14 protein-coding genes and 1 pseudogene are annotated in these 26,560 nt (G+C 61.7%); 9 read left to right on the forward strand and 6 right to left on the reverse strand.

Features of this window, described 5'->3' with window-relative positions; genetic code table 11:
- Window positions 1–95: 95 nt before the first annotated feature.
- Together AB3X99_RS20025 and AB3X99_RS20030 are read right to left on the reverse strand one after the other, a co-directional pair.
- The gene (locus tag AB3X99_RS20025) at window positions 96–788 is read right to left on the reverse strand and encodes a type 1 glutamine amidotransferase domain-containing protein (protein ID WP_368617908.1); all 693 of its coding nucleotides are present in this window, start codon (window positions 786–788) and stop codon (window positions 96–98) included.
- 122 nt (window positions 789–910) lie between these two features.
- A complete protein-coding gene (locus tag AB3X99_RS20030; protein WP_368617909.1) occupies window positions 911–1,546 on the reverse strand; it encodes an SDR family oxidoreductase in 636 nt (211 codons plus the stop codon).
- 517 nt (window positions 1,547–2,063) lie between these two features.
- On the opposite strand from AB3X99_RS20030, the gene katG reads away from it, so the two are divergent.
- Window positions 2,064–4,328 (forward strand): catalase/peroxidase HPI, encoded by a 2,265-nt coding sequence (gene katG, locus AB3X99_RS20035; RefSeq protein ID WP_368617910.1) that lies wholly within the window; start codon window positions 2,064–2,066, stop codon window positions 4,326–4,328.
- Window positions 4,329–4,368: 40 nt separating this feature from the next.
- Here katG and AB3X99_RS20040 read toward each other — a convergent pair whose 3' ends face one another.
- From AB3X99_RS20040 to AB3X99_RS20055, 4 genes are read right to left on the reverse strand one after another with little or no spacing between them, the layout of a single operon-like run.
- Window positions 4,369–5,532, reverse strand: a complete 1,164-nt coding sequence (locus AB3X99_RS20040; RefSeq protein WP_368617911.1) for a response regulator — start codon at window positions 5,530–5,532, stop codon at window positions 4,369–4,371.
- A complete protein-coding gene (locus AB3X99_RS20045) occupies window positions 5,520–8,519 on the reverse strand; it encodes a PAS domain S-box protein (protein WP_368617912.1) in 3,000 nt (999 codons plus the stop codon). Before AB3X99_RS20045 ends, AB3X99_RS20040 begins: the two co-directional genes overlap by 13 nt.
- 12 nt (window positions 8,520–8,531) lie before the next feature.
- On the reverse strand, window positions 8,532–13,532 hold the full coding sequence (locus tag AB3X99_RS20050; protein ID WP_368617913.1) for an AAA family ATPase: 5,001 nt from the start codon (window positions 13,530–13,532) through the stop codon (window positions 8,532–8,534).
- Between the two features lie 29 nt (window positions 13,533–13,561).
- Entirely contained in the window at window positions 13,562–14,242 is a 681-nt protein-coding gene (locus tag AB3X99_RS20055) for a response regulator transcription factor (RefSeq protein ID WP_368617991.1), read from the reverse strand.
- A 486-nt stretch (window positions 14,243–14,728) separates the two neighbouring features.
- Here AB3X99_RS20055 and AB3X99_RS20060 point away from each other — a divergent pair, with 486 nt between their 5' ends.
- The 8 genes and pseudogenes from AB3X99_RS20060 (at window position 14,729) to AB3X99_RS20095 (ending at window position 26,520) form a co-directional block, all read left to right on the forward strand.
- Window positions 14,729–16,141, forward strand: a complete 1,413-nt coding sequence (locus tag AB3X99_RS20060; protein ID WP_368617914.1) for a winged helix-turn-helix domain-containing protein — start codon at window positions 14,729–14,731, stop codon at window positions 16,139–16,141.
- A gap of 51 nt (window positions 16,142–16,192) precedes the next feature.
- Entirely contained in the window at window positions 16,193–17,740 is a 1,548-nt protein-coding gene (locus AB3X99_RS20065; RefSeq protein ID WP_368617915.1) for an ATP-binding protein, read from the forward strand.
- 242 nt (window positions 17,741–17,982) lie between these two features.
- On the forward strand, window positions 17,983–19,317 hold the full coding sequence (locus AB3X99_RS20070; RefSeq protein WP_368617916.1) for an NAD-dependent succinate-semialdehyde dehydrogenase: 1,335 nt from the start codon (window positions 17,983–17,985) through the stop codon (window positions 19,315–19,317).
- Between the two features lie 198 nt (window positions 19,318–19,515).
- Window positions 19,516–20,388, forward strand: coding sequence for an alpha/beta fold hydrolase (locus AB3X99_RS20075; protein ID WP_368617992.1), 873 nt, complete (start codon window positions 19,516–19,518; stop codon window positions 20,386–20,388).
- A gap of 170 nt (window positions 20,389–20,558) precedes the next feature.
- Window positions 20,559–21,452 (forward strand): LysR family transcriptional regulator, encoded by an 894-nt coding sequence (locus AB3X99_RS20080; protein ID WP_368617917.1) that lies wholly within the window; start codon window positions 20,559–20,561, stop codon window positions 21,450–21,452.
- Between the two features lie 277 nt (window positions 21,453–21,729).
- Window positions 21,730–22,578 (forward strand): oxidoreductase, encoded by an 849-nt coding sequence (locus AB3X99_RS20085; protein WP_368617918.1) that lies wholly within the window; start codon window positions 21,730–21,732, stop codon window positions 22,576–22,578.
- A gap of 426 nt (window positions 22,579–23,004) precedes the next feature.
- Window positions 23,005–24,349 (forward strand): annotated as a pseudogene (locus AB3X99_RS20090) (class II fumarate hydratase).
- A 158-nt stretch (window positions 24,350–24,507) separates the two neighbouring features.
- A complete protein-coding gene (locus tag AB3X99_RS20095) occupies window positions 24,508–26,520 on the forward strand; it encodes an FUSC family protein (RefSeq protein ID WP_368617919.1) in 2,013 nt (670 codons plus the stop codon).
- Window positions 26,521–26,560 lie beyond the last annotated feature (40 nt).

The following is a 26,560-nucleotide window of genomic DNA, read 5'->3' on the forward strand; positions in this document are numbered from 1 at the left end:
CGCTGTTGCGCTCGATCGGCATCGAATCGGGTTCGAATCGCCCTCGGCTCCGTCAAGCGGCCTCGGGCTTTTCGAACCAGTTTATTTTGCTGGGCCTATTTGTTCATGCTGTCCAACTTCTTCAGCAAGGCATGTGCGCCTGGTCCCGAGGATGCCGGATTCTGCCCCGTGATGAGCAATCCGGCTTCGAGAACGTACGGTTGCCAGTCTGCGACGCTCGAATAGTTGCCGCCTTTTGCCTTGAGTTCGTCTTCCACGAGAAATGGCACGACGTGTGTCAAGCCAACCGCGGCTTCCTCGGAATTGGAAAAACCTGTCACCGGCTTGCCTTTGACCATCGGTTCACCGTCCGCCCCCTTGACGTGACGCAGGACGCCGGGCGCATGGCAGACGAGCGCGACGGGTTTGCCTGCGCCTATCGTTCGCTCGATGAGCGAGATCGAATCCGCGTCTTCGGCGAGATCCCACATCGGACCGTGGCCACCCGGGTAGAAAACGGCGTCGAACGCGTCGTCGTGGGCAATATCTTTCAGTATCGCGGTGCTTGCGAGCGCCGCTTTCGCACTGGCGTCGGCCTCGAAGCGGCGAGTCATGTCGGTCTGGTTGGCGGGTTCGTTGCTCTTGGGATCGAGCGGCGCCGCGCCGCCCTTGGGCGACGCCAGCGTCAGCTCCACGTTCGCGTCCTTGAACACGTAGTACGGTGCGGCCAACTCCTCCAGCCAGAAGCCCGTCTTGCGGCCCGTATTGCCGAGTTGATCGTGCGACGTCAGGACTACCAGAATCTTCATGACTTTCTCCTTGCCCGGTGACGGGCGCTAGGGGGGACATCGAGGAGGTTTCATTGTGACTTGGGTTTGCCTGTCGTTGCTTCCGTAAATCGAGGCGTTATTTCGCTTTTGCACTGAAGACGTCAAACCGTGGCGAGTGCGCTGGCGATCGGATCCCTGCCGCCCGCGAAGCCGATGACCTTGCGCGACAGGGCCGCCTTGAGCGCTTCGACGACGACCTCGGCAACGTCTTCGCGCGCCACCGGTGGGTGCGGCGATCCCACGTTCGAGACGATCTGGATCGTGCCGACGCCGGGCTCCACGCTCAACTGGCCGGGCCGCAATACGACGTACTCCAGAGCGCTGGCAATCACGTAGTCGTCGGACGCTTGCTTCATTTCAGCGTAATGGCGCAGCGCATCCGGCGCGCGCTTCGGATCAAACGCCAGCAACGCGCTGACGACGAGAAAGCGATGCACGCCTCGCTGCGTCGCGTAGTTCGCCGCGTGAATAACCGCGTCGCGGTCGATCTGACGCTCCTGATCCGCGCCTTCGGTTTCGGCCGAACCGGCGGCATAAACAACGGCGTCTATCCCCTCGAAAGCGTGCGAGAAGTCGCTGGCAAGGTCCGCGATCGCTGTTTCGGCGCCGAGGCGGTGGAATTCATCGGCTTTTGCAGCGTTGCGTATCAGCGCCCGAAAGGGGATGGCTGCAGCGTGCAGCTTTTGCGCGACCGGCCGGCCGGTGCGACCGCTCGCGCCGATTAGCAAGACCTTCATGACGCTCTCTCCTGGGGTTCATGGTCAGTTTCCGCAGTCTAGTCCGATCCGCACTACGCTGCTTAGCAGGCGTAGCGATGTTATCGATCCGCATGGCTTGCCGATTCAAACTGTGCGCAGGGGGTATTGCGCCAACTGCTTTAGATTCCAGGGGACAGCCCACACTTTCCGCAGTTTCAGGCTGGAGAGCCGACATGACGTTGCGATGTTCCATCGTGACCGTGAGCGTGACGCTGGCATGCGCCGCAGGACCGGTTCGAGCCTATTCCGTGACTAGCTATGAGGCGCTCGGTGCGAGCCGGGTCGAGGCGTGTTCCACGGCCCAAAAAAAAGCAGAAGCTGACACGGATGAGCGAGCCCACGGGCGACTGGAGAGCGTCGGCGGCTGTCAATGCAGCCATGAGAGCGACCCGAAGGAATCGGGACAATGGCGATGTTTCGTCGAAGCGATCCGCAGCAAATAGGTCATGTCGCCGGAAAATCGGCACATCAACCGAGACCCGCAAGGAGGTAGCGCATGTCAACCGATGCAACGTGTCCGTTCACCCATGCGGCGGGAGACGGGACCAACAACCTCGAATGGTGGCCGCATCGGCTTCGACTGGATCTGTTGAGCCAGCACTCGAGCAGATCGAACCCATTGGGATCCGAATTCAATTACGCCGTGGCCTTCGGGAAGCTCGACTTCGCTGCGCTGAAGAAAGACCTCGCTGCGCTCATGACCGACTCGCAGGAGTGGTGGCCCGCCGATTTCGGCCACTATGGACCGTTCTTCATTCGCATGGCCTGGCACGGCGCCGGCACGTACCGCACGGGTGACGGGCGCGGGGGCGCGGGGCGCGGCCAGCAGCGATTTGCGCCGCTCAATAGCTGGCCGGACAACGCGAACCTCGACAAGGCGCGACGTCTGCTTTGGCCGATCAAGCAGAAATACGGCCAGAATATTTCCTGGGCCGATTTGCTGATCCTGACCGGCAATGTCGCGCTCGAAACCATGGGCTTCAAGACGTTCGGCTATGGCGCCGGCCGCGAGGATACGTGGGAGCCCGACGACGAAATCTATTGGGGAAGCGAGAAGACCTGGCTCGGTGGGGACCTGCGTTACGGTAAGGGCGCCGCCCCTCGGGACGACAGCAAAGACGGCACACTCGTGGCCGATGTGGCGATTCACGGCGAGGAAGCAACCCGCACCGCAAGCGGCCGGCATCTGGAAGCGCCGCTTGCAGCCGTGCAGATGGGGCTGATCTACGTGAACCCCGAGGGCCCGGAGGGCAACCCCGACCCGGTGGCCGCTGCGCACGACGTACGCGAAACATTCGCACGCATGGCGATGAACGACGAGGAAACGGTCGCGCTGATCGCAGGCGGCCACTCGTTCGGCAAGACCCACGGAGCCGCGCCGGCCAGCCATGTCGGTCCCGAACCGGAGGCGGCGAGTCTCGAGCAACTGGGCCTGGGCTGGAAGAACAACTTCGGAACCGGCAACGCTGCCGACACGATCACGAGCGGTCTGGAAGTCACGTGGACGAACACCCCAACGCAATGGGGCATGGGCTTCTTCATGAACCTGTTCGGCTTCGAATGGGAACTGACGAAGAGCCCGGCTGGCGCGCATCAATGGGTCGCGAAGAACGCGAGCGCAACGATTCCCCACGCGCATGACCCGTCGAAGAAGCTGTTGCCGACCTTGCTCACTACGGACCTTTCGCTGCGTTTCGATCCCGCCTACGAGAAAATTTCGCGCCGCTTCATGGAGAATCCCGATCAATTCGCCGATGCGTTCGCGCGGGCCTGGTTCAAGCTCACGCATCGCGATATGGGGCCGCGCGCACGCTATCTCGGACCGGAAGTGCCGACCGAAGAACTGATCTGGCAGGACCCGATTCCGGCTGTCGATCACGAACTCGTCGACGAAAGCGACGTCGCCGCGCTCAAGCAAAAGATAGCGGACTCGGGGCTTACCGTTTCGCAACTGGTTTCGACGGCCTGGGCGTCGGCGTCGGTGTTTCGTGGCTCGGACAAGCGCGGCGGTGCCAACGGCGCGCGTATCCGCCTCGCGCCGCAAAAGGACTGGGCCGCGAATCAACCCGCACAGTTGGCGCAAGTGCTGGAATCGCTAGAAGCTATCCAGCGCACGTTCAACGACGCGCAGTCCAGCGGCAAGAAAATATCGTTGGCAGACCTGATTGTGCTGGCGGGCGGCGCGGGCATAGAAAAGGCGGCGCAAGACGCGGGCCACAACGTCTGCGTGCCGTTCTCGCCGGGCCGCATGGACGCTTCACAGGAACAGACCGATGCGCACGCGTTCGAAGCGCTGGAGCCGTTTGCCGACGGGTTCCGTAACTTCCTGAAGGGACCATGCAGCGTGCCTGCCGAGCACCTGCTGATCGACAAGGCGCAATTGCTCACGTTGAGCGCGCCGGAGATGACCGTGCTGACAGGTGGCCTGCGCGTGCTGAACGTGCATCCGGAAGGAGAGGCTCACGGCGTGTTCACCGAAAGACCGCAGACGCTGACCAACGACTTCTTCCGCAATTTGCTCGACATGAATACGCAATGGACGCCACGTTCGCCCGCGCAGGATGTCTTCGAAGGGCGTGATCGCAAAACGAGCGCGCTGAAATGGACCGGCACACGCGTCGATCTCGTCTTCGGTTCGAACGCGCAATTGCGTGCGCTATGCGAAGTCTACGCAAGCGACGACGCGCAAGAAAAGTTCGTGAGCGATTTTGTGTCCGCGTGGGCGAAGGTCATGAACCTCGACAGGTTCGATCTGGCATGATTTGCCGCGAGACGTCGGACCTCGTCTCGCGAAGAGCGGATCATTCCGCTCTTCGAATCGTCATGGTGGCCACGAGGCCCGGATTATTGTCGGCGAACACCAGCGTGCCCTGATGGAGCGTAGCAACGGCCTTGACGAGCGCGAGCCCCAGGCCGACGCCTGGCGTACCTCTGCTGCGGTCGCCGCGATAGAAGCGTTCGGTGACTTTCGAGCGCTCGGCGACGGGGATGCCGGGGCCGTCGTCGGCAACCGTAATCTCGATCGAGTCTGAGGATTCGTCGAGTGAAACCGCCACCTCGCCGCCTTCCTGCGCGAACTTGAGGGCGTTGTCGATGAGATTCCCGATCGCTTGCGCCATCAACAGCGGATCGACGACGGCCATCAGCTTGCCTTGCTTGCGCAAATGGAGCGAGAGTGAAATGCCGCGCAACTCCGCGACGGGTTGATAGAACTCGACCGCATCGGAAACGATGGCGGTAAGGTCGGCTTCGATAAACCCCGAACGGCGCACGCCGGCGTCGATCTCGGCGAGGCGCAGCAGCGCATTGAAGATGCCGATGACGCGGTCGACGTCGGCGACGGCAACTTCGAGCTGATTCAATGTCTCGTCGTCGCCTTTCTTTTTCAGTCCGAGCATCAGGATTTCGAGTCGCGAGCGTAGCTCGGCTAGGGGCGTGCGCAGATCGTGAGCGATGGCGTTCGAGACGTGCTTGACCGCGCCGAGCACTTCGAGCAAGGCGTCCTGGGCGCGAATACGTGTCTTGATCTCCTCTTCGAGCCGCACGTTCTGCTCCTGCTGCGTGCGTTGCAGCGCGCGCAGCTTGAGATGAGTCTGCACGCGCACAGCGACTTCTTCCATCTGCAGCGGCTTGGTGACGAAGTCCATCGCCCCTACGCGGAACCCGTTGATCTTGTCCTCGGTCTGCGATAACGATGTCATGAAGATGACGGGGATATCGCGCGTTACCGGATTTTCCTTGAGCGCGCGGCAAGTTTGAAATCCGTCGAGGCCCGGCATGATGACATCGAGCAGGATGAGATCGGGCTTGACGATTTCGGCGCGGCGCAGCGCCTCCTGGCCGTCACGCGCCACCGCCGCGCGCAGACCTTCGGCTTCGAGCGTTTCGACGACGAGACCCAGATTCGCCGCGGTGTCGTCCACGACGAGCACCACGGGAGCGTCATCGCTCCTTATTTCTCCCATTGTCCTTTCCCTTCACTGTTGAGATAGCGTTCAATCAAGGAAAGCAATGCCTGCGATTCATAGGTCATCGCAAGCTGCCGCAAACGCGCGGCGAATGGTTCGTATCGCTGGTTCAACGCCACCAGGTGATCGGCGTGCCGATGGATGTCGCGCATGGAGCCCAGCAGTGCGTAGCGGTGCAACTGCGCCAGTTCGCTTTGAGGCGGCACGACGATCGGCTGGGCATGTTGTTCCAGGTGGGCCGCCTTGTCGGATTGCGACGTGGCTTGCTGGAGTGTCATGCCGAGCAAACCGGCGATCGCCTGTAGCAATTGGGCGATATCGATTGGTTTGTCGAGGAAGAGACTCGCGCCAGCCTCGATATTGGCGCGTGCGTTCTGTTCGGATGCGTCGGCGGAGACGACGATAACGAGCATTGCCGCGAGATCGACCGACTTGCGCAGGTTGCGAAGCACTTCAATGCCGCCCATCACGGGCATGACCGTGTCGAGGATCATCAGATCCGGTTTGTTCGAGGCGATTTTATCGAGCGCGTCGCGTCCATCCGCGCTTTCGATCACTTCGAAGCCCATGCGCTCCAGCACGTCGGCGAGCAGGCGCCGGTTGGTCGCCACGTCGTCGACGAGGAGAATGCGCCGTCCTGCGCCGTCCAGATTGCCGCTTTCGAGGCTCGTTGCGCGTGCATCGACCTCGAGCGCGGAAGCGGGCGCCGCAAGTTCGAACCAGAACGTGCTGCCTTCTCCCACGGTGCTCGTCACAAAGATCTCGCCGCCCATCATGCGCACGAGCTGCCGGCTGATTGCGAGGCCGAGCCCTGCGCCGCCGGTGCGCCGCACGTGATCGCCCGCCTGCTCGAACGGTTGAAAGATCGCCTCCAGCCGATCGGCGCTGATGCCGACGCCGGTATCATGCACGTCGAAGCGCAACCGGTCTGCTTCGCCGGGTCTCACGGTAAGCCGGATTTCCCCGCGATCAGTGAATTTGACCGCATTGGCGAGCAGATTGAGCAGCACTTGCCGCAGACGGCGTTCGTCCACGCGCACCACGGCGGGCAGGTCGAGCGCCGGAACATAGTTGAGGACGAGATTCTTCTGTTGCGCTCGCACGCCAACGATCTCGGCGATCGTTTCGAGAAATGCGCCGAGCGACACCTCCGTCACCTGGAGTTCCAGCTTGCCCGCGCCAAGGCGCGTAAAGTCGAGAATGTCGTTGATGAGCGTGAGCAGATGGTGACCGCTCTGTTCGATTACACCGACGCCGGCCAGTTGCCGCGCATCGAGCGCCGAGTCGCGCAGCAGCATCTGCGCATAGCCCAGAATGCCGTTCAGTGGTGTGCGCAGTTCGTGGCTGATGTTCGCAAGAAACTGGTCCTTGGCCCGGTTGGCGGATTCTGCCGCTTCCTTTGCAACACGCACTGTTTCTTCGAGCGCTTTGCGTGCCGAAATATCCTGGATGATGGCGATAACGTGACTGGGCTCGCTGGCTGTGCCGTGCTGAAGCGCGAGCGAGAGGCTAACCCAGATCAGTGCCTCGTCGGCGTTCACGAGGGGCACTTCTTCCGAGTAATGGGCGATTTTCCCTCCCGTCAGCAGGCGGAATTTCTCTTCGCTAGCCTCCCGATAATCCGCATGAACGAGCGCCTGCAGTCGCGTGTGCTGCAGTGCGTCCCGCGCATGGCCGAAGATTTCGCACGCGCGCTGATTGACGCGCAGGAAGCGGGCGTCCAGATCGCAATGCGCGACGCCCACGGCGGCGTTTTCGAACGTGCCGCGAAAGCGCTCCTCGCTGGCGCGCAGCGCCTGCTCGGTATGCTTGAGTTGAGTGATGTCCACGATGCTGCCGACGAAGCGCACCGGCTTGCCGCTCGCATCGTGCCGCGCCGTGCCGCGAACCAGCACCCAGCGGTCCGTTCCGTCGCGATGCCGCAGCCGGTTTTCGATTTCGAATATGCCGTGACTGTCCGCGAGAAATGTCTCCATGGCGCGGTCGGTGCTCACGCGATGGTCGGGGTGGAGAACGCTCATGTAGGCTTCATAGTCGAGACGCGCCTGTGGCGTCCCGAAGCCGAGCCATTCGTAGATATTCGAAAAGCGCGCAAAGCCCCGCTTGTAGTCGCCCTCAGGCATATCGATTTCCCACACGCCCACGTTCGACCCGTACATCGCCATTTCAAGCCGTGCATTCGTCTCGCGCAGAATCTCGGCTTCCTCGGCGCGGCGCTTTTGTGTGGCGTCGCGAAACACGATGACGACGCCGACGGTCTCGCCGCGTTCGTCGGTCATGGGTGTGCCGGTGCTCTCGACCGGTATTTCGCTGCCGCTGGGCGTCAGCAGGACGGCGCGGGCGGGCAGCCCGCTCTCGCGGTCGTTGCGCAGGACCGCGGCCATCGGGTCCGCAATCGGGGCGCGCGTGAGTTCGTCGAGCAGGCGGAACACGCCGGCGAGCGGCCGCCCGACGGCGTCGCCGCGTCGCCATCCGATCAGCACCTCGCCTGCGGGGTTCACGAAGGTCACGACCCCGGCAGCATCCGTGGCGATCACACCGTCGCCGATGCTCGAAAGCGTGACGGCGTAGCGTTGCTCGCTCTCGCGCAAGCGCCGTTCGGCGCGGTACTTGTAGAGCGCCATCTCCACGACGGTGCGCAGCTGGATGTCGTCGAACGGCTTGAGCACGTAGCCGAACGGCTCCGCCTGGGTGGCGCGCTGAACGGTTTCGTCGTCGGCATAGGCGGTGAGAAAAACCACCGGCACGTCACGCAGTTCGCGAATCCGGCGCGCCGCGTCGATGCCGTCGAGCTTGCCTTCGAGCCGCACGTCCATGAGCACCAGTTCGGGCGTGAGGCCGTTCTTCGCCTGCGCCACCAACGCAATCGCTTCCTCGCCGCTCACCGCGCTGCCGACCACGCGGTAGCCGCTGCGTGTCAACTGTTGCGCAATATCTCGCGCAACAATCCGGTCATCCTCGACGATCAAGATTCGTGCGGTCATGGCGAGTGTCGATCAGGGTTCGGCGGCGTCGAAATGAATCGTGAATGTGGTTCCCTGTTGCTGGCTGACGTCTACGCTGCCGCGCAGTTGCAGCACGAGATCGTGCACGAGCCGCAGGCCCAGCGTTTCGTCGCGCTCGAACGAGAATTCCGGCGCGAGCCCCACGCCGTCGTCAGCAACGCGCAACTCGCAGCGATGGCCGTCTATCGCGCGCAGGCCGATGTTCAGTACGCCCCCGCGCTGGTCGGGGAAAGCATGCTTGAGCGCATTGGAGACGAGTTCGTTGATGATGAGGCCGCACGAGACGGCGCGATTCATGTCGAGCTGGACGTCGTCGACGGCGATCTGCATCTCGACGCCCAGCCGTCCCATGTCGTAGACGCGCGCAAGATGGCCGCACAGTGTTTTCACGTGCACCGTCATGGGAATGCGCGCGAAGTTGCCCGCGCGGTACAGGTTCTCGTGAACCATGGCCATCGAGCGCACGCGATTGCGGCTGTCCGCGAACAGCTCGGCGACGGCTTTGTCTTCGACGCGTTCTGCCTGCAGGTTCAGCAGGCTGCTGATGAGCTGCAGATTGTTTTTGACGCGATGATGCACTTCGTGCAGTAGTGCGTCCTTTTCGGCGAGCAACGTCTGCTTTTCTTCGAGCGAGGCGTTTTCGAGTGAAATCGCCGCTTGGGAAGCAAGCAGCCGGAGCACGGCGAGCCTTGCCGGCGTGAAGGCGCCGGGCGCGAGTTCATTTTCCAGGTAGAGAACGCCTATCAGTTTCGACTGCTTGACGAGCGGCAGTGAGAGCACCGAGCGCGAGCGGTTGGCGACGAAATACTCCTCGGCATAGAACGCTTCATCGGATGAAGCATCGTCGATCAGCACCTGGCGGCGCGTCCTTATGCTTTCGTGGAGCACCGCTTCGGCCAGTTCCAGCGGCGAGACCGGCTTGCGCTCGATGCTCACGTCCGTTCCCTGGCGCGTCGCCACCGCCACGGCTTCTATCCAAAGCTTCTCCTCACGCGGCAAAACGAGCAGGGCGCGCCGTGCCCCGGCGTGTTCGAGCACGATGGTCATCAGCGTATGGATCAGGCGGCCGGGAACAAGTTCGGCCGAAATCGCCTGAGAGGCCTTCATGACGGTATCGACGTCGATGTGGCCTGCAACGGTGTCCGGAGCCGGTCCGTATGCCGCCTGCTCGCGAAGCAGTTCGGGATAGCGCCTGTCGAGTTCTTTTACCCGCGTAATCGCACCCCAGCGCAGCCAGTCGAGTCTTGCATTGCGCAGATACATACCGGCAATGGTCGTGAAGCCGCGCTCCAGATAGAACATCGCGGCAATGTCTTGTGCGAGCGCTTCGTTGTGGATGAAACCATATTCGCGTGCGAGCCGGATGGCTTCTTCGTAGCAGCGCATTGCATCGAAATCGTGGCCTTGAAGGCGGGCGATTTCGCCGCGCACCAGAGCCGCGCGGCTACCGAAATTGCTCGGGCAGTGCGTGGCCCACAGTTCGAGCTGCTGATGGTGGGCCGCCAGTTTCTCCAGATTCTCGGCTTGTTCGTCGCCTGGTGCCTCGGCGTGCCAGCGTGCGCGCGTGAGCGCAGCGAAGAACTGGAATTCGGCCATTTCGAAGTGCCCGGAGGACGTCCACAGGAGCGGGGCCGCCTTGTTCCCGGCATCCATCGCATTCCTGATGTCGCCGGCCAGATAGCGTGCCTGCTGCTTGCGTATCCAGTACCAGCAGGCGGCGATTGCGAGGCTCGGGTCGCTTTCGAGGCGCCGTTCGAACGTATCGTCACAGAAGGGGACATGTTCGTCGCCAGGATCGGCTGTGCCGGCGCGCAGCGAACGGATCAAGGCCAGTTGCGCCGTGATGATATCTACGATCAGGCCGAATTTTGCCGCCTGGACGATCTGCAGACGCCGTATCGCCTCCTGTTCCACCTCGCCGAGCGACTCTCCTGCGGCGAGCAGCGTGGTGACCGTGCAGCAGCTGCTAAAGCCGATATAGGTCAGGTCGCCGGCTTCGCTTGCGGCTTCGAAGGCGAGGCGCAGCAGCGGAATGCCCGTGCGGATCGGCTTGGTCCACGGCGTGACGTGATAGGCGAAACACATGTAGACGCGCGCCTTGAATCGGTCGAGCCCACGCTTGTCGACGAGCGCGAGCCCGAGCTGGCCAAAGCGGTAGCCAGCGTCGTAGTCGTCGAATAACGGTCCCGCAACCATGCCGAGGTAGGCATAGCCGAGCGATGAAGCGTCGCTGTTGCCGTGTGCGAGGCTCAGATTCGCCATTCGGCAAAGCACGAGGCAGACGAGATTCTCGTCGCTGAAGAACGCCGGCGGCAACACGGCCGTGAGCACGTTCATCGTCGCGGTCATTTCCGTATCGCCGAGCAACGGGAGATCGACGAGCGCTTCGATCGGCACATTGGCGATGCCATCGAGGAGCCGATCGTATTCCTCGCGCGCGGCGCTACGACCGGGATGGGCAACCCAGTCGATGCCGACATGCCGCAAATAGCTTAGACAGGTTTCGACAGCCACGTTGACCTGATCGAGCGCGGTATAAAGCGTGATGCGCAGGAAAGTGATGGCTGCGCGGTCGCATAAGGTGCGCGCGCGCTGATCGAGCATCGAGAGCCGCTCCTTGCTGCTCTCAGTGGCGCCGGTCAGGAATTCGCATTCGGCGCGTTGCGTTTCCAGCAGAAACTTGCGCGCGTAGTGATGATCCCATTCGTCGTCGCCGAGCAGTTCGCTGCCAACGGAAAGGTAGGTGAGCGCCGAGCCGTACGCCGATGAAGCGCGAGCGCGTCGCCCGGCCTCGAGGTTGAAGTCGACGACCCGTTCGCGCTCCTGCGAGGTATCGATGAGCGCGAGGACGCGGTTGTACTGGTTGACGATTTCAAAGACATCGCGCTCCTCGTCGGTCGGCGCCTGCGCGGCGAGAATGCGGCCAATGCGCAAATGGGCGCGCTCGCGCTCGTCTTCGCGAATCAGATCGTAGGTCGCTTCGTGCACGCGGTCATGGACGAAAGCGAAACCATTGCGGCGGCGATAAAGCAAACCCGCTTCCACGCCGCCGGCGAGTGTCGCTTCCACATCGGACTCGGTCATGCCGCTGATGCGCGCGAGCAGCGAGGAACTCGCGCGGCCGCCCAGGCAGGCAAACTGTGTGAGCAGTTGCTGAGTTGGCGCCGGCAGTCGTTCGATCTTCTCTACCATGAGATCCACGATGCTTTGCGCGAAGCTGGCCGCGCGCAACCTGTCGCTGTCCCAAAGCCAGATGCGGCGTTCGCGATCGAACACGAGATGATGCTCGTCGCTCAGGAACTTCAGGAACTGCACGACATAGAACGGGTTGCCTCCCGTTCGTTCGAAGACGAGTTTGCTCAAGTCGCGCAATTCGGCGCGCGTGGTTTTGAGGGCGTCGCCGATCAGTCGCAATACGTCGTCGAATTGCAGCGGCGCGAGCATGATTTCATCGACGTGCGTACCGGTCTGCCGGATCGAATCGATCGTCTGCCTCAGCGGATGCGTGAATCCCACTTCGTTGTCCCGATACGCGCCCACCAGCAGGACGTTTCGCACGTCGGACTGGCATAGTCGTTCGAGCAAGGCGAGCGTTGCAGTGTCGCTCCACTGCAGGTCGTCGAGAAACAGCACAAGTGGCCGCCCTTCATGCGGAAACGCGCCAATGAAGCGCGTAAAAACGGCGAGAAAGCGCGTGCGCGCGTCCTGGGGCGGAAGCTCCTGAACCGGTGCCTGCGGACCGATGATTTGTTCAAGCTCGGGAATCAGGCTGGTCATGAGTACGCCGTTTGCGCCGAGCGCTTCGACGAGGCGCGCGCGCAAGCCTTCGCGCGCGGCTGGACTGCCGTCGATCACCTGCCGGATCAGGTCCTGGAACGCTTGCGCGAGCGTGGCGTAGGGAATATCGCGCTTGTAGCGCTCGAACTTGCCGGATGCGAACCACCCGCGCGAGCTGGACCCCGATGTCGCGCGCAGGCTGTTGACGAGCGTCGACTTGCCGATTCCCGAATAGCCGGAAACGAGCGCAAGCACGATCTCTTTATGTCGAACCACGCGGCTCAGTGCGGCTTCGAGCATTTCGACCTGCTTTTCGCGGCCATACAACCGAAACGGATATTGCAATTGGTCGGGCGAATCGGCCGCGCCCAGTTCGAACGATTCAATGCGGCCTGACTGGCGCCAGGCGTCGAGGCAGCATCGCAGGTCGTGTGCAAGTCCCTCTGCGGTCTGATAACGCCGCGCGGCGTCCTTGGCCAGCAAGCGCGCAATGATGTTGCTTACCGGATCGGGCACGGCAGTGCCTATGCACTCGGAAACCGGTATGGGCATTTGCGCGGTATGGCAATGCAGCCATTCCGAAGGCGAGCTTGCGCGATAGGGCAATTGACCCGTAAGCATTTCATGGAGGACGATGCCCAGCGAATAAAGATCGGCGCGCGAATCGGACCATCGGTTCATCAGGCCCGTGCGTTCGGGAGAAAGATAGGCAAGCGCTTCGCTCGCGAGTATGGGCAGATCGCGTATGGGGCGCTCGCGCGGCTCCGCTGAAACGAGGCCTAGACCGGTGAAGGCGACTTCTTGTGTCTGCTCATCGAGAAGGATGTTGCCTGGCCTGATGTCGTTGTGCGTGAGCCCACGGTCGTGCAGCGTGCACAGCGCCGCTGCGAGGTTTGTCGCGACCGTGAGAAAACGTTCGAGTGAAAACGGGCCTTTGAGCGCGGTGCGCAAGGGTATGCCGCCGGGGTCTTCCAGTACGAGCGTGACACTGCCGTGGTCTTGCAGCAGCGAATGCGGCGCGGCAACCCGTGCGTCCTGGAGCGCGGCGCGCATCCGGTAGGCGCGTTCGAGACACTCCTGACTTTCGGGCAGCGGCCGGTAGGCGGACAACGTAACGGTGAGCCAGCTCTGGCTTTCCCCATGACTGCGCAGGCGCGACAGGACGAACTGGCCGTCGTCGCTCAAGTTCGTTCGATCGTAGTCCGTGAGCCTCATGGTTGCGCCCTCGCGAGAGACGCCGCGATTCAAGGATTGGCCGTCAGCATGTAACCCGCATTGCGGACCGTCCGGAGCATGGACCGCTCAAAACCGGTGTCGATCTTCTGACGCAGTTTGCTCACGTGCACGTCGATGACGTTGGTTTGCGGATCGAAGTGGTATTCCCAGATGTTTTCGAGCAGCATCGTGCGCGTCACGACCTGCTCGGCATGGCGCATCAAATACTCGAGCAGCTTGAACTCGCGAGGCTTGAGGACGAGCGCCTTGCCGTCACGCGCGACCTTGCGCGAGAGAAGGTCCATGCATAATTCCCCGACTTTTAGGGTCGTATCATAGTGATTGTCCTGGCTGCGCCGCGCCAACGCCTCAAGCCGCGCGACGACTTCGCCGAAGGAAAACGGCTTCACGACGTAGTCGTCGCCGCCCGCCTTCAGGCCGCGAATGCGCTCGTCCACTTCGTCGAGTGCGCTCAGGATCAGCACCGGGACCTTATTGCCGGATGCGCGCAGCGCCGCAACGATGCCAAGTCCGTCGATTCCACCGGGAAGCATGCGGTCGAGAATAATGGCATCGTAAGCTTCGCCGATTGCGAGTGCCATGCCATCGCGGCCATTGTCCGCCCAGTCGACGACATGGCCGGTTTCGTGCAAGCCCTTTCTCAGGAAGCCTGCCACCTGCTGATTGTCTTCGACCAGGAGAATTTTCATGTCCATTACTCGCGGTCAGCGCAACGAGCGTAAGACGTGCGCTGTCACAAGACCACTGAAACATGGCGGGCGGGCGCCCGGGATCCTGCCGCTTCGAGCACCTATTATCGCGCGGAGCGCGCGGACGGGGCTTCGACCGCAGATTAAATTTTTTTAACGTAGCCGCCTCGCCGGACCGAACTTGCCCGGCTAGTGCCATGAGAGAAGGTTGAGATGTCGCCTTAAATAAGATTAACGTTTCGGCCACCTTCTGCATAGCTGCGTCGGCCTAACATGGCAGCGTGATCTTTTCCGTGTAGCGCCATGAGCGAGATCGTCTTTACGTGCCAGGCGGAGGAAGTGGCGGGCGCGCCTTCCGAATGGAGTGCGCCTTGGGCTCAACCTGCTTTCGAAATCCTAACGATTAATGGCGTGACGCGTGAGCTCTCGCTTGCTGAGGGGAATATGCACCAGGGGACGATCCGCGCGAGAGCAGTTTTCGATTCGGTGTTTGAATTCGGACCGTTTACTTTCATGCCGGCGCGGCGGCTGCTGCTCGACGGCGAATCGCGCGTGCGGATTGGAAGCCGTGCCCTGGAGCTATTGGCGGTGCTGGTGGAACGTGCCGGCGAAGTCGTGACGAGGCAGGAGTTGATGGCGCGCGGCTGGCCGAGGTCCGTTGTTGACGAGGGCAATCTCAAGGTTCAAATCGCTGCCTTGCGCAAGGCGCTCGGAGAAACGAGTCTCGGTGAATGCTATCTGGCGACGGTCGTGGGGCAGGGTTATCGGTTTGTGGCGCCAGTCAGGACGACGACGCCGCTTGCAGACAATCCGCGGCCCTGCGAACGCCAGGGTGCCGCGCACAACGTGCCCGCGGGCCTCATGCGGCTGTTCGGGCGCACGGCAGACATCGTAGCCATTCTCGCGCGGCTGCCGTGCACGCGCATCATGACGGTCACGGGCGAGGGCGGCGTCGGCAAGACGAGCATCGCGCTGGCGGTCGCCCGATCGATCGTTGAAACGTCCCACTACGACGTTTGGTACGTCGACCTTTCCGCGCTTCCTGATCCGCGCTTCGTGCCGTGCGCGATCGCAACCGCGGTTGGCTTGACTGCGCATTCAAGCGATATCGCCTCGGCGCTCTCGGCATACCTTTGCTCGCGCAGCCGTCCGCAGTGGCTCGTCCTCGACAACTGCGAGCATGTCGTCGAAGCGGCGTCGGCCATCGCAGGGCGCCTGGTTTCGGCGGCGCCGCGCATGCGGATTCTCGCCACGTGCCGCGAGCCGCTTCATGCGACTGGAGAAAAGGTGTACCGGCTCGCGCCGCTCGCGAGTCCGGTCGAATCGGCGGGGCTCGGCGCGAGCGAAGCGCTCCAGTACCCGGTGATCCAGCTCTTCGCGGAGCGCGCCGCGGCTCGCTGTAGCGACTTTGCGCTGTGCGACGACAACGCGCCCGTGGTTGCAGAAATCTGCCGCCGGCTCGATGGCATTCCGCTGGCGATCGGACTGGCGGCGGCGCGTCTCGATGCATTTTGCGTTCGCGAACTGCTGGCTCAGCTCGACGACCGTTTTATCGCTCTCGGCAGCGGTCAGCGTACGGGAGCGCAGCGGCACAGGAGCTTGCTCGCGACGCTCGACTGGGGCCATCAATCGCTGACTGAACTCGAGCGTCTCGTCTTGCGGCGCCTCGGCGTGTTCGCCGGTGCGTTTTGCCTCGATTCTGCCATTACGGTTGCTGCCGACGAGGAACCTCGGGCGGCTCGAATCAGCGACGCGCTGGCGAGCCTGGTTGAGAAGTCATGGGTAACGGTCGAACTGAATGGCGAGAAGGTGCGCTACCGGCTATTGGAGACGACGCGCCATTATGCCCGCCGCAAGCTCGCGGAGGCAGGCGAACTCGAACTGGTAACCCGCCGATAAGCGTTGAGACTGGTTGTTGAGCATTCCTGGGTGACGGTAGCTGGGGCGAAGATGAATGTGCTGCTCGCGGTAGACAATGTTCGCGTTGCCCGCCATCTCGAGGCTGGGTTGCTGAAAGCCGGCCATTGCGTGGAATTCGCCGAGACCGGGCGCAAGCGAATCTTTCTTGCTGCCATTGAAACCTACGATGCAATCATATGGAACCGGAACCTGCCCGGCACGATTGCCGGCATCGGCGTTGTGTCGACGCTGCGTAGTTCAAGCAACGAGATACCGATTCTTCTAATCAGCGAGCCCGCGTCCGCAAGCGAGCGCGCACGAGATTCAACCGAAGGCGCGACCGATCGCGATGACGATCCGGCCCAGTTTGCGGAACTAGTCGCGTGGCTGGATGTATTGATCGGCTCGTCACGCGGCCGCACACCTGAAGCCGGGCGAAGCTACGGGAGTTTGCGCCCCGGAAATCGGGAGACAATACACCCGCAAACGCGGCTGGATGCGATCGAATCCATGCTCGCTCAGGTGCAGAGACTGAGCGAGACGGAAAGTTGGTGGTGGAATATTGAAACGGGTGAAATATGCCCTTCTTTGAAAATCGGGGCAATGCTTAGACTCCTCGCAAAAGGGACACCACATCAAACGATAAGCGGCTCGCTCGAGGCCATCCATTCGGACGACAGGACACGTGTTTCAGCGGTGATTTCCGAGGCGATAGAGAAGCGACAGGATTTCGACGTGCAGTTCAGAATCGTTGACGAGGATGCAGTACGATACTTTCGCACTGTTGGCGAGGGGCGAAGACGCCAAAACGGTGACCTGTTCTACCTTTGCAGCAGCATGGACGTGACGGGGCGAGAGCGGCGCAAGGAAGCGTTGTGCCGCGCCGAAGCGGAGATTGCGCATCTGGCGCGGGTGCATGCGCTCGGAAAGGTTACGTCGTCTATCGTGCATGAAGTGAATCAGCCTCTTTCCGCCATCGTGACCTACGGTACCGCCGCATTGCACTGGCTGCACCGCGAACCACCGGATGTCGACGAGGCAAGCATCGCCATGAACAGAATTATCCGCGATGCCACTCGCGCGAGGGACGTCATTACGCGAATACGCCGGCTGTCAAAGAACGGAATGCCGCAGAAGGCCCGATTTTCGATTACTGAGATCATCGAAGAGACGTTGACGTTGCTCGCCCGCGATCTTCACACGAGACACATAGCGATCGAATACGCCGTCTCGCACGCACTGCCAGCAGTCTCGGGCGATCGCGTGCAGATCCAGCAAGTCCTTATCAATCTCATTCTGAATGCCATCGAGTCACTCGAAGCAGCTCATTCGCAGATTCGGATAATTACCGTTTCGGCAGAGGCGGTGAACACGGGTCAACTGCGCGTGGTCGTGCGTGACAACGGCCCGGGCGTCGCCCCCGACGCCAGGGAGCGCCTGTTCGAGCCATTCTTTTCGACCAAGGACGAAGGCCTTGGCATGGGGCTTTCGGTCTGTCGGTCGATCATTGAGGCACACAACGGCGCTCTGGCATTGTTGTCGATGGAAGAGCCCGGTGCGGCGTTCGAATTCGTGCTGCCTGTCACGCAAACTCCTTGAACGAAGGGTGTATCGGGCGCTTGCGCACTTCCCCGTGCGCTTTGGAAAGCGCCAGCAAAACGCCGGACGTAACATTCTCTGGGCCGGAAGCGTGGCGCGCCTGGGCGGGCGCGCGTATGCGTGAACAGGATCGGCAAGGGGAAAAAGTTGCGTGTTCAACATTATCGTGGAGACGGCGATGAAGAGTGACGTGGTGGCACTGGAGGATGGATCGGTATCGCGCAACCCGGCAACGGGTCATCATGACCTACCCGCTTCAGCGGCCACACGAAGTCGAGCAGATGCTGGCGGACAACGCGGCTGCCGCGAGAAGCTGGCGCGCCACGGCGATGACGGAACGCGTCAGCTGCTACCGGCGGCTCGCAACGACACTGCGTGAAAGAATCGAGCCGCTGGCGCTGCTGGCCACGAGCGAGATGGGCAAGACGATCGGCGCCGCTCGTGCCGAGGTCGAAAAGTGCGCGGCGGCGGTGGACTGGTTCAGCGAACACGGTCCCGCAATGCTGGCCGACGAGCCCGCGCCCGTGGATAACGGCGATTGCGTGTACGTGTCCTTTCTGCCGATCGGCACTGTGCTCGGCGTGATGCCGTGGAACTTCCCGTACTGGCAGGTCATGCGCGCAGCGGCGCCCATCATGTTGTCGGGCAACGGGTTTATCCTGAAGCACGCGCCGAACGTCATGGGCTGCGCGTATGCGCTTCAGCAAGCCTTCGAGGCGAGCGGATTTCCGAAGGGGACGTTCGGCATCCTTCACGTAGGCAACGAGATGGTGGCGCGGGTCATCGAGGACCCGCGCACCTCGGCCGTGACGGTGACGGGCGGCATGCGGGCCGGTTCCGCAGTCGCGTCGATCGCGGGTAAGGCGCTCAAGAAGAGTCTCCTCGAACTCGGTGGCGCCGATGCGTTCATCGTGCTCGCGGACGCCGATCTCGACCGCGCAGTGGAAGTCGGCATCGAGGCGCGTTTCCAGAACGCGGGGCAGGTGTGCCTCGCCGCGAAGCGCTTTATCCTGGAGCGGCCGATCGCGGAAGCATTCACACGCAAATACGTCGCCGCGGCGTCAAAAGTCAAGACCGGCAATCCACTCGACCCCGCCACGACGATCGGACCGATCGCACGCAGCGATCTTCGTGACGGCGTGCACGACCAGGTCGTCAGAACGATAGCGAGCGGCGCGACAGTGCTGCTCGGCGGGAAGATGATCGAAGGCCCGGGTTTTTTCTACGAACCCACGGTGCTGGGCGATGTCGCGCCGGGAATGGCCGCGTTCGACGAGGAGATTTTCGGACCCGTCGCCGCGCTCACGGTGGCGGACGATCTGGAGGATGCGATCCGTCTTGCCAATATGAGCGACTACGGGCTGAGCGGCAATCTGTGGACGTCGGATACGGCGAAGGCGAGCGAGATCGCAAGGCGGCTCGAAACCGGGGGCGTGTTCGTGAATGGGTTCAGCGCTTCGAATCCGCGCGTTCCGGTGGGGGGCGTGAAAAAGAGTGGGTACGGTCGGGAGCTCTCGCATTTCGGTTTGCGCGAATTCGTCAATGCGCAGGGCGTCTGGGTCAAGAAGGTGCCGTGAATAAAATGCGTGCGTTACCGAAAGAACGATAACGTTTGCCTCGATACCATGATGGTGTGTTGGTTGCTTCAACCATCGTCCTGAAGAAAAGGGGAAATCGTGGCTACATCAAGCGCAAACCATTCATCGGATCGCCGGTACGTGTTGACCGCCGGAGCGGGCGCGGCAGTCGCGGCAATCGCGGCGCCGGCCGTTGCCATGGCAGAAGCGACTGTTGGAAACGGGCACACGCACACCGCTTCCCGCCATGCCGCCGACTCGGTCATGGCCAAAGACGGCACGCGAATTTTCTTCAAGGATTGGGGCAGCGGCAAGCCGGTGGTGCTTTCGCATGGCTGGCCGCTCGACGCGGACGCATGGGATGCCCAGATGCTGTTCCTCGTGCACAACGGCTACCGCGTCGTCGCGCACGATCGCCGCGGCCACGGGCGCTCTGGCCAGTCCGCGTCGGGCAACGACGTGGACACCTACGCCGACGATCTCGCAACCGTGATCAACGCACTCGACCTGAAGGGGGCGGCGCTCGTTGGCCACTCGATGGGCGGCGGCGAGGTTGCACGCTATATTGGGCGCCACGGATCGTCGCGGGTGGCCAAGGCCGTGCTGATCAGCGCCGTCGTGCCATACATGGTCAAGACCGACAACAATCCGGACGGCTTGCCTGAATCCGCATTCGACGGCATCCGCAAGAACCTGACCGGCAACCGGTCCGTGTTCTTCAAGAACCTGGCGCTGCCTTTTTACGGCTTCAACCGGCCCAATGCAAAAGTCGAGCAAGGCACCATCGACGAATTCTGGCGCGAGGCGATGGGCGGGTCGATCCTTGCACAATATCAATGCGTCAAGCAGTTCGAGGTGGATTACACCGGGGACCTGAAGAAGTTCGATGTGCCGACGCTGGTCCTTCACGGCGACGACGACCAACTCGTGCCGGTCGACGTTGCAGGGCGGATGACGGCGAAAATCGTGAAGAATGCAACCCTGAAGGTTTATCCGGGTGGGGCGCACGGCATGTGCACGACGGAGGCCGACAAGGTCAATGCCGATCTGCTCGCCTTCTTGCAAGGCTGATCCACGCTTTCCTCGATGGTGCGAATGCGTTGCGTGGCGTGTTCGCATTCCTGTTGGGAGGGAGAACAAGCGAATAGCGTGCGGCTCCGATCCGTGTCGCGACTCGACACCGCCCAAAGGCGTGATAAAAAAGTGCATAGTTTGCTGCGTCTATCCCATCAAATCGTGAAATGAACGGTTCGGATCTTTCCGCTCTCTCGCTGTTTGCCCGCGTTGCCGAGCAACAAAGCTTTAGCGCCGCCGCGCAGGCGCTCGGTATCTCCAACTCCGTCGCGAGCTACACGATCCGGCGACTGGAGGATCAAGTCGGCACGAAACTCTTCAATCGCACCACGCGAAGCGTCAGCCTGACCGAGGCGGGCAGCGAATTTCTGAAGCGCATCCAGCCCTTGATGGAGCAACTCGATCTTGCGTTCAACGAGGTTGGTCGCGCATCCAGCGGCACGATGGGCACGCTGCGGCTGAACGTGCTGCGAGCGTCGATCGCGCTGGTCATCGCGCCGGTGCTAAAGGATTTCCTGAATGCCTACCCGGATATGAAAATCGACGTGATATCCGATAACAGCCTCGTCGATATCGCCAGCAAGGGCTACGACGCCGGCATTCGCTACGATCATGTTTTGGCGCTGGACATGGTGGCGGTGCCGATCGTCTCCAATATGCGCTTTTGCGTTGTGGCGTCACCGGAATATTTGCGAGGCAAGTCGTTGCCCGGCCATCCGCGCGATCTACTCAAGCACGACTGCATCAACTACCGGAGCGCCGACACCGCGGCCCTCTATCGCTGGGAATTCGAAAAAGACGGAGAGAAGATCAGTATCGCGGTAGCGGGGCGTGTGGCGACCAACGATAACGATCTCCTGCTGCAGGCCACGCTCGATGGCCTTGGCTTCGGCTACCTCCAGCATCGTCTCGTGGAGCCGCACCTCAGTACAGGCCGGCTCGTGAATGTGCTGGACGAGTGGATTCCGCACGGTGCGCTATACCTCTACTACTACAATCCAAACGGCTTGCCACGCAAGCTGCGGGTCTTCATCGACTTCGTGCGTGAGCGTCTGAAATAAGGCGATGCGAAGGGCGCGGCGATCGCATCGAGTGCGCCCTGCGGGCAAGTGAGCTTGATATTCCCGCGTGTTGGCCGCTGCATCTGGAGGCGCGCATTATGCGAATTCATCGCATTGCGCATTCGGCTTGTGCTGCTTTTTGATAAGCAAGCGAGCTCCTATACTGCGACGCCATGCCGGAGTGAAACAGCATCCGGCGCGAAGGAGTTGGCGGCTTGCACGCCCCGAAAGTCCTGCCTTATCACGAAGCATTAGCACGTCTTTTTAGGGATCTACCATGTCATCATCAAACACCCCCGTCTGGTTCATCACAGGTTGTTCGACAGGCCTTGGGCGCGCGCTCGCCACGCTGATCGTCAAGCGAGGCTGGCGAGCCGTCGTCACGGCACGCGACGTCGCGAGCGTCGCCGACATCGTGAGCGGCGCGGAGAACCGCGCCATGGCGCTTGCGCTCGATGTCACGAAGCCGGCCCAGATCGAAGCGGCTGTTGCGGCAACGCGCGAGAAATTTGGCCGTATCGACGTGCTCGTGAACAATGCCGGCTACGGCTATCAGAGCACGGCGGAGGAGGGCGTGGAAGACGAGATCCGCGCACAATTCGACGCCAACGTATTCGGCCTCTTTGCGATGACCCGCGCCGTGCTGCCGCTCATGCGCGCGCAACGCAGCGGCAACATCATCAATATCAGCTCAGTGGCCGGCCTGATCGGTTTTCCGGGGTCGGGCTACTACGCCGCCTCGAAGCACGCGGTGGAGGGTTGGTCGGACTCGCTGCGCGCCGAACTGGAGCCACTAGGCATAGGCGTGACGTGCGCCGAGCCTGGTCCGTTCCGTACCGACTGGGCAGGCCGCTCGCTGCGCCAGACGCTGACCCAAATCGACGATTACGCGGAAACGGCTGGCAAGCGGCACACCGGCACCAAGCAGACGAGCGGCACGCAACCGGGCGACCCGGTGGCGGCCGGGGAGGCGATGATCGCCATCGCGCGGAACACGCAAGCGCCGCGTCATCTGGTGCTGGGCGCATGGGGCTTCAATACGGTCGTCGATTACCTGCAGAAGCTCACGAAGGATATCGAAAGCCAACGCGATTTGAGCCTCTCGGCCGACTTTGACAGCCATTGATGCATCGTTGCTGACTGGGGCCGCCGCGAAGCCGACATCTGAGCGGGGTCGCGGCGGCCCTTGCCACATCCGCATTCCTGATTTGATTTCAGCGTAGCGATCGAGCTTCAATTCCAGTGCGTTTCAGGAAGATCGACGCGCGAAGCCGTCCCATACTTTCCTCGACAGGTTAGATAGCGCCTGCTGTCGCGCCAGCGGACGCGTCGAGCCATGCGATATCGCCTAGCGCAATGTTGGTTGTATTCGCGCATAAGAGGAAAGCAAATGAACCGCAGACAAATGATGCAATCGACGCTTCTCGCATCGCTCGCCGTGGGTGGCAGTTCCACGTGGGTATCGGCGGGGGGCGCGGAGCAACCGGAGCCCGCCGCGGGCTTTCGCGAGGAAAGCGATAGTCTTGGCGTCGTCAATGTACCGGCAGACAAACTGTGGGGCGCACAAACCCAACGCTCGCTCCAGCATTTCAGCATCGGCGACGATCTGATTCCGCGTGAAATGATCATTACCTACGCGATTCTGAAAAAGGCGGCAGCCAACGTCAATTTCAAGGAACAGCGGCTTGGAGCGGTTCAGCACGATCTCATCGTCAAGGTATGCGACGAGATACTCGCCGGCCAGCATCACGACATGTTTCCGCTGCACGTATGGATGACCGGCAGCGGTACGCAGTTCAACATGAACGTCAATGAGGTGATATCGAATCGCTGCTGTCAACTAGCCGGCACACCGCTCGGCAGCAAGACACCCGTGCATCCGAACGATCATGTGAACATGTCACAATCGTCGAACGACTCGTTTCCGAGCGCCATGTACATGGCAGCGGCAATCAACGTCAAGGAGCGGCTCGCGCCGACGGTTACCGCCTTGCGCGACGCGATTGGTGTGAAAGCGATTGCCTGGAAGGACATCGTCAAGATCGGGCGGACCCATATGCAGGACGCGACTCCGATCACTCTGGGACAGGAGTGGTCTGGCTACGAGGGCATGCTCACCGATAACCTGGAGCGACTCGACGACGCGCTAAAAGGTGTCTATCGCCTTGCGCTCGGCGGCACGGCGGTCGGCACAGGCCTGAATTCCACGCCTGAATTCGCAGGCGCAGCCGCTGCCGAGATTGCCCTCTTGACGAATCTTCCGTTCGTCACAGCCCCGAACAAGTTCACCGTGCAAGGCGCGCACGATGCGCTCATCCATTTGTCCGGCACGATGCGCACGCTCGCATGTTCGCTCTACAAGATCGCCAACGACATTTCGGCTGATGTCCTGTGGGCCTCGCGCCGGATTCGCAGAACTGATCATTCCTGAGAACGAGCCGGGTTCGTCGATCATGCCTGGCAAGGTCAACCCTACGCAGGCCGAGGCGCTCGCGATGGTCGCAACGCAAGTGATCGGCGACGATGTGGCAACGGGTATCGGCGGCGCGAGCGGCTATCTGGAGATGAACGTCTACAAGCCGCTGATCATCTTCGACATCATGCACTCCATCGCTATCGTGAGCGACTCGTGCACGAACTTTCGGAAGTTTCTGGTGGAAGGCACGAAGCCGAATCTGAAGAAAATCCAGGAAGATGTCGATCGTTCGTTGATGCTCGTAACGGCGCTTTCGCCCGTTATCGGCTATGATAAATCGTCGAAGATCGCGCACTACGCATACGATAACGATCTCACGCTCAAGCAGGCAGCCTTGAAACTCGGCTATGTGACGGAAGCGCAATTTGACCAGATCGTCGATCCCAAGAAGATGGTCAGACCGTACGTTGCGCATCAATGACTGCCGATCGCGAGTAACATCTGCTGGATCCAAACGCCACCTGGCTGCTGCAGGCGCACGCGGATCGCCCGGATTTTCGTGCTGCGCTAAGTGCGCTTCGAAAGCGCTCGAGCGCGCCAGGCTGCGCCTTCTTGGCGATAATTGAGCATGACGGTGTTATGGACAACCTTGCCAGGCTGGTATCTATCGTCAGTCGCCGGACTTTCAGGGCTGAAGGTCATGTCTTCGCCGTCACGCCCGAGCGAGTGGCAATTGCGGAGGGCGTGCGCGCCGCCGTGGCGATGGCGCCGATGCTGGCCGCGGCAGTGCTGCTGGCACGACCTGAGGTTGCGCTTGGCGCCGTTGCGGCTTTCTGGAACTGCCTGTGCGATCCCCAAGGGGAGAAAGCCGCGCGCCTCAAAGCGATGGGCACCTTCACGATCCTCGGCGGCATCGCCATGCCGCTCTCTGCCTACGCAGCGAGTTGGGGCTATTTCGCAAGTCTCGTCACGTTGTTTGTCCTGGTGTTCCTGTGCGGACTGGCGCGATCCTACAAACCGGCGCTTGGCCCGATGCCCACGCAGGCGGGCCTCGTTGCCTCGCTTGCCGTCGTCATTGGGGTTGCGTTAGCGAGACCCCTGTTCGGCGCGCTCGAATTAGGCGGATATTTTTTGCTCGGCTCCGCCTGGACCATGCTGTTCTGTGTCTTCCTCTGGCCAATTCCATTCCGGCAATCGGCCAATCTGATGCTTTCGACGATCTTCGGAAGGCTGGAGATCATGACGGGTTTTTTGCTGGTGCTGGATCCGCTCCCAGGCGCGAATGTCACTGGTTGGGAGGAGTTCGATACGGTGCACCGCCGGGGTGTACGCATGTCTATCGAACGGGGCAGGGCGTTGGCGGCCCTCGACACCAGCAATGGATCGCGGCTTGGGCCGTATATCGATACGGCGGCTAGAATATTTTCCGCGTTGATTGCCATCGGTCACTCTCGGCGCATGTCAGAAACGGCCCTCAACGCGAATTCGCGCGACCTGCTGCAAGGACTGCTGCAGGTGCTTCAGGAACTGAGCGCCCACGCTCTGCTGGATCGTCCGCTTCCCGATGCGGTTGTCGTGCAGTCGAACGCTCTTGTGCGCCAGGCTGCGGGTCAGGACGACATGGCAGCACGCGCCGTGGCGTTTGCGGCAAGCGCCATTGTTCGCCTCGCGAAGGGTGGGTTAGCCTCAGTCGTCGGCAGCAAGGCCTCCCCGGTCGCTGCAGCGCATATGCGCCAGTTAGTGGACTCGCTGGTTTGGCGCCACGCGCTAAGAGTTGCGATCGCGACGGTAATCGCTTTTGCGATTGGTACCTGGCTAAACGTCACGCTCGCCTATTGGGGCGCGCTGGCCGCAATCATCGTGACGCAACCGATTTCCTCCAACACATGGCTGCGCGTTCTGGAGCGAGCAATCGGCAGCCTCATTGGCGGACTGATTGCTGCGGCACTTCTGGCGACGCTGCCGGGTCCTGGCGCAATGCTCCTCGCCATTCTGCCGCTTGCCGCCGCGGCCATTGCCTCGAGGCTGGTGAGCTACGGCTTGTTCGTGATCTTTCTGTGTCCCATGTTCATGCTGGTTTCCGACTTCATTCACCCGACAGGCGGCTTGATTGCTGCACGCTTTGTAAATGAGGTCATTGGCGCCTTTGTGGGCGTGGCGGCCAGCTTCCTCTTGTGGCCTGAGCGGAGCAGCGACACGCTTACAGCGGCGGTTTCCGCCGCGATCTCTGCGAACATGCGCTTCGCGTCAGCCGCGCTACGCCTGGACGCCGGCTCGGCAACCACGCTTGATAACCTGCAACGAGACGCCGGGCTCGCGAGCACTCGCCTGGAAGCTGCACGAGAGCGCCTGCTCCTGGAGGGGCGTTGGCGATCTGCGTGGCTCGAGCACCTGCGAGAGGTCATCGTGGCCTTGCGCTCGGTTTGCGGTGCTGCTGCGGTGCTCGAGGTCCTGCGGGAAGGAGACCCCGGCGCAGTAGATCGCCAAAGGGCTGACGGCTACGATGCGATGACCGTACAGCTGCTGCACGCGCTGGCCTCCCGGACTACCTGGCAGTTACCGGCGGCTCAACCGGCCGGCGTTGCCGAAGACGATCTCGGGCAGGCGATCCTCAACTTTGTAAGTGCTTTCAATGCGTACGTTTCCAGATAGCTGGGATACGTGCATTTCGATAAAAAGCATGTCGTTTTGG

Source organism: Paraburkholderia sp. BR10882, from assembly GCF_040948855.1.
GTDB lineage: Bacteria > Pseudomonadota > Gammaproteobacteria > Burkholderiales > Burkholderiaceae > Paraburkholderia > Paraburkholderia nodosa_A.

Bases quoted from the DNA above. Each gene is read 5' to 3' on its own strand.
- AB3X99_RS20025 (WP_368617908.1), bottom strand. From the start codon at position 788: ATGAAGATTCTGGTAGTCCTGACGTCGCACGATCAACTCGGCAATACG.
- AB3X99_RS20030 (WP_368617909.1), bottom strand. From the start codon at position 1,546: ATGAAGGTCTTGCTAATCGGCGCGAGCGGTCGCACCGGCCGGCCGGTC.
- katG (WP_368617910.1), top strand. From the start codon at position 2,064: ATGTCAACCGATGCAACGTGTCCGTTCACCCATGCGGCGGGAGACGGG.
- AB3X99_RS20040 (WP_368617911.1), bottom strand. From the start codon at position 5,532: ATGGGAGAAATAAGGAGCGATGACGCTCCCGTGGTGCTCGTCGTGGAC.
- AB3X99_RS20045 (WP_368617912.1), bottom strand. From the start codon at position 8,519: ATGACCGCACGAATCTTGATCGTCGAGGATGACCGGATTGTTGCGCGA.
- AB3X99_RS20050 (WP_368617913.1), bottom strand. From the start codon at position 13,532: ATGAGGCTCACGGACTACGATCGAACGAACTTGAGCGACGACGGCCAG.
- AB3X99_RS20055 (WP_368617991.1), bottom strand. From the start codon at position 14,242: ATGAAAATTCTCCTGGTCGAAGACAATCAGCAGGTGGCAGGCTTCCTG.
- AB3X99_RS20065 (WP_368617915.1), top strand. From the start codon at position 16,193: ATGAATGTGCTGCTCGCGGTAGACAATGTTCGCGTTGCCCGCCATCTC.
- AB3X99_RS20070 (WP_368617916.1), top strand. From the start codon at position 17,983: ATGACCTACCCGCTTCAGCGGCCACACGAAGTCGAGCAGATGCTGGCG.
- AB3X99_RS20075 (WP_368617992.1), top strand. From the start codon at position 19,516: ATGGCAGAAGCGACTGTTGGAAACGGGCACACGCACACCGCTTCCCGC.
- AB3X99_RS20080 (WP_368617917.1), top strand. From the start codon at position 20,559: ATGAACGGTTCGGATCTTTCCGCTCTCTCGCTGTTTGCCCGCGTTGCC.
- AB3X99_RS20085 (WP_368617918.1), top strand. From the start codon at position 21,730: ATGTCATCATCAAACACCCCCGTCTGGTTCATCACAGGTTGTTCGACA.
- AB3X99_RS20095 (WP_368617919.1), top strand. From the start codon at position 24,508: ATGGACAACCTTGCCAGGCTGGTATCTATCGTCAGTCGCCGGACTTTC.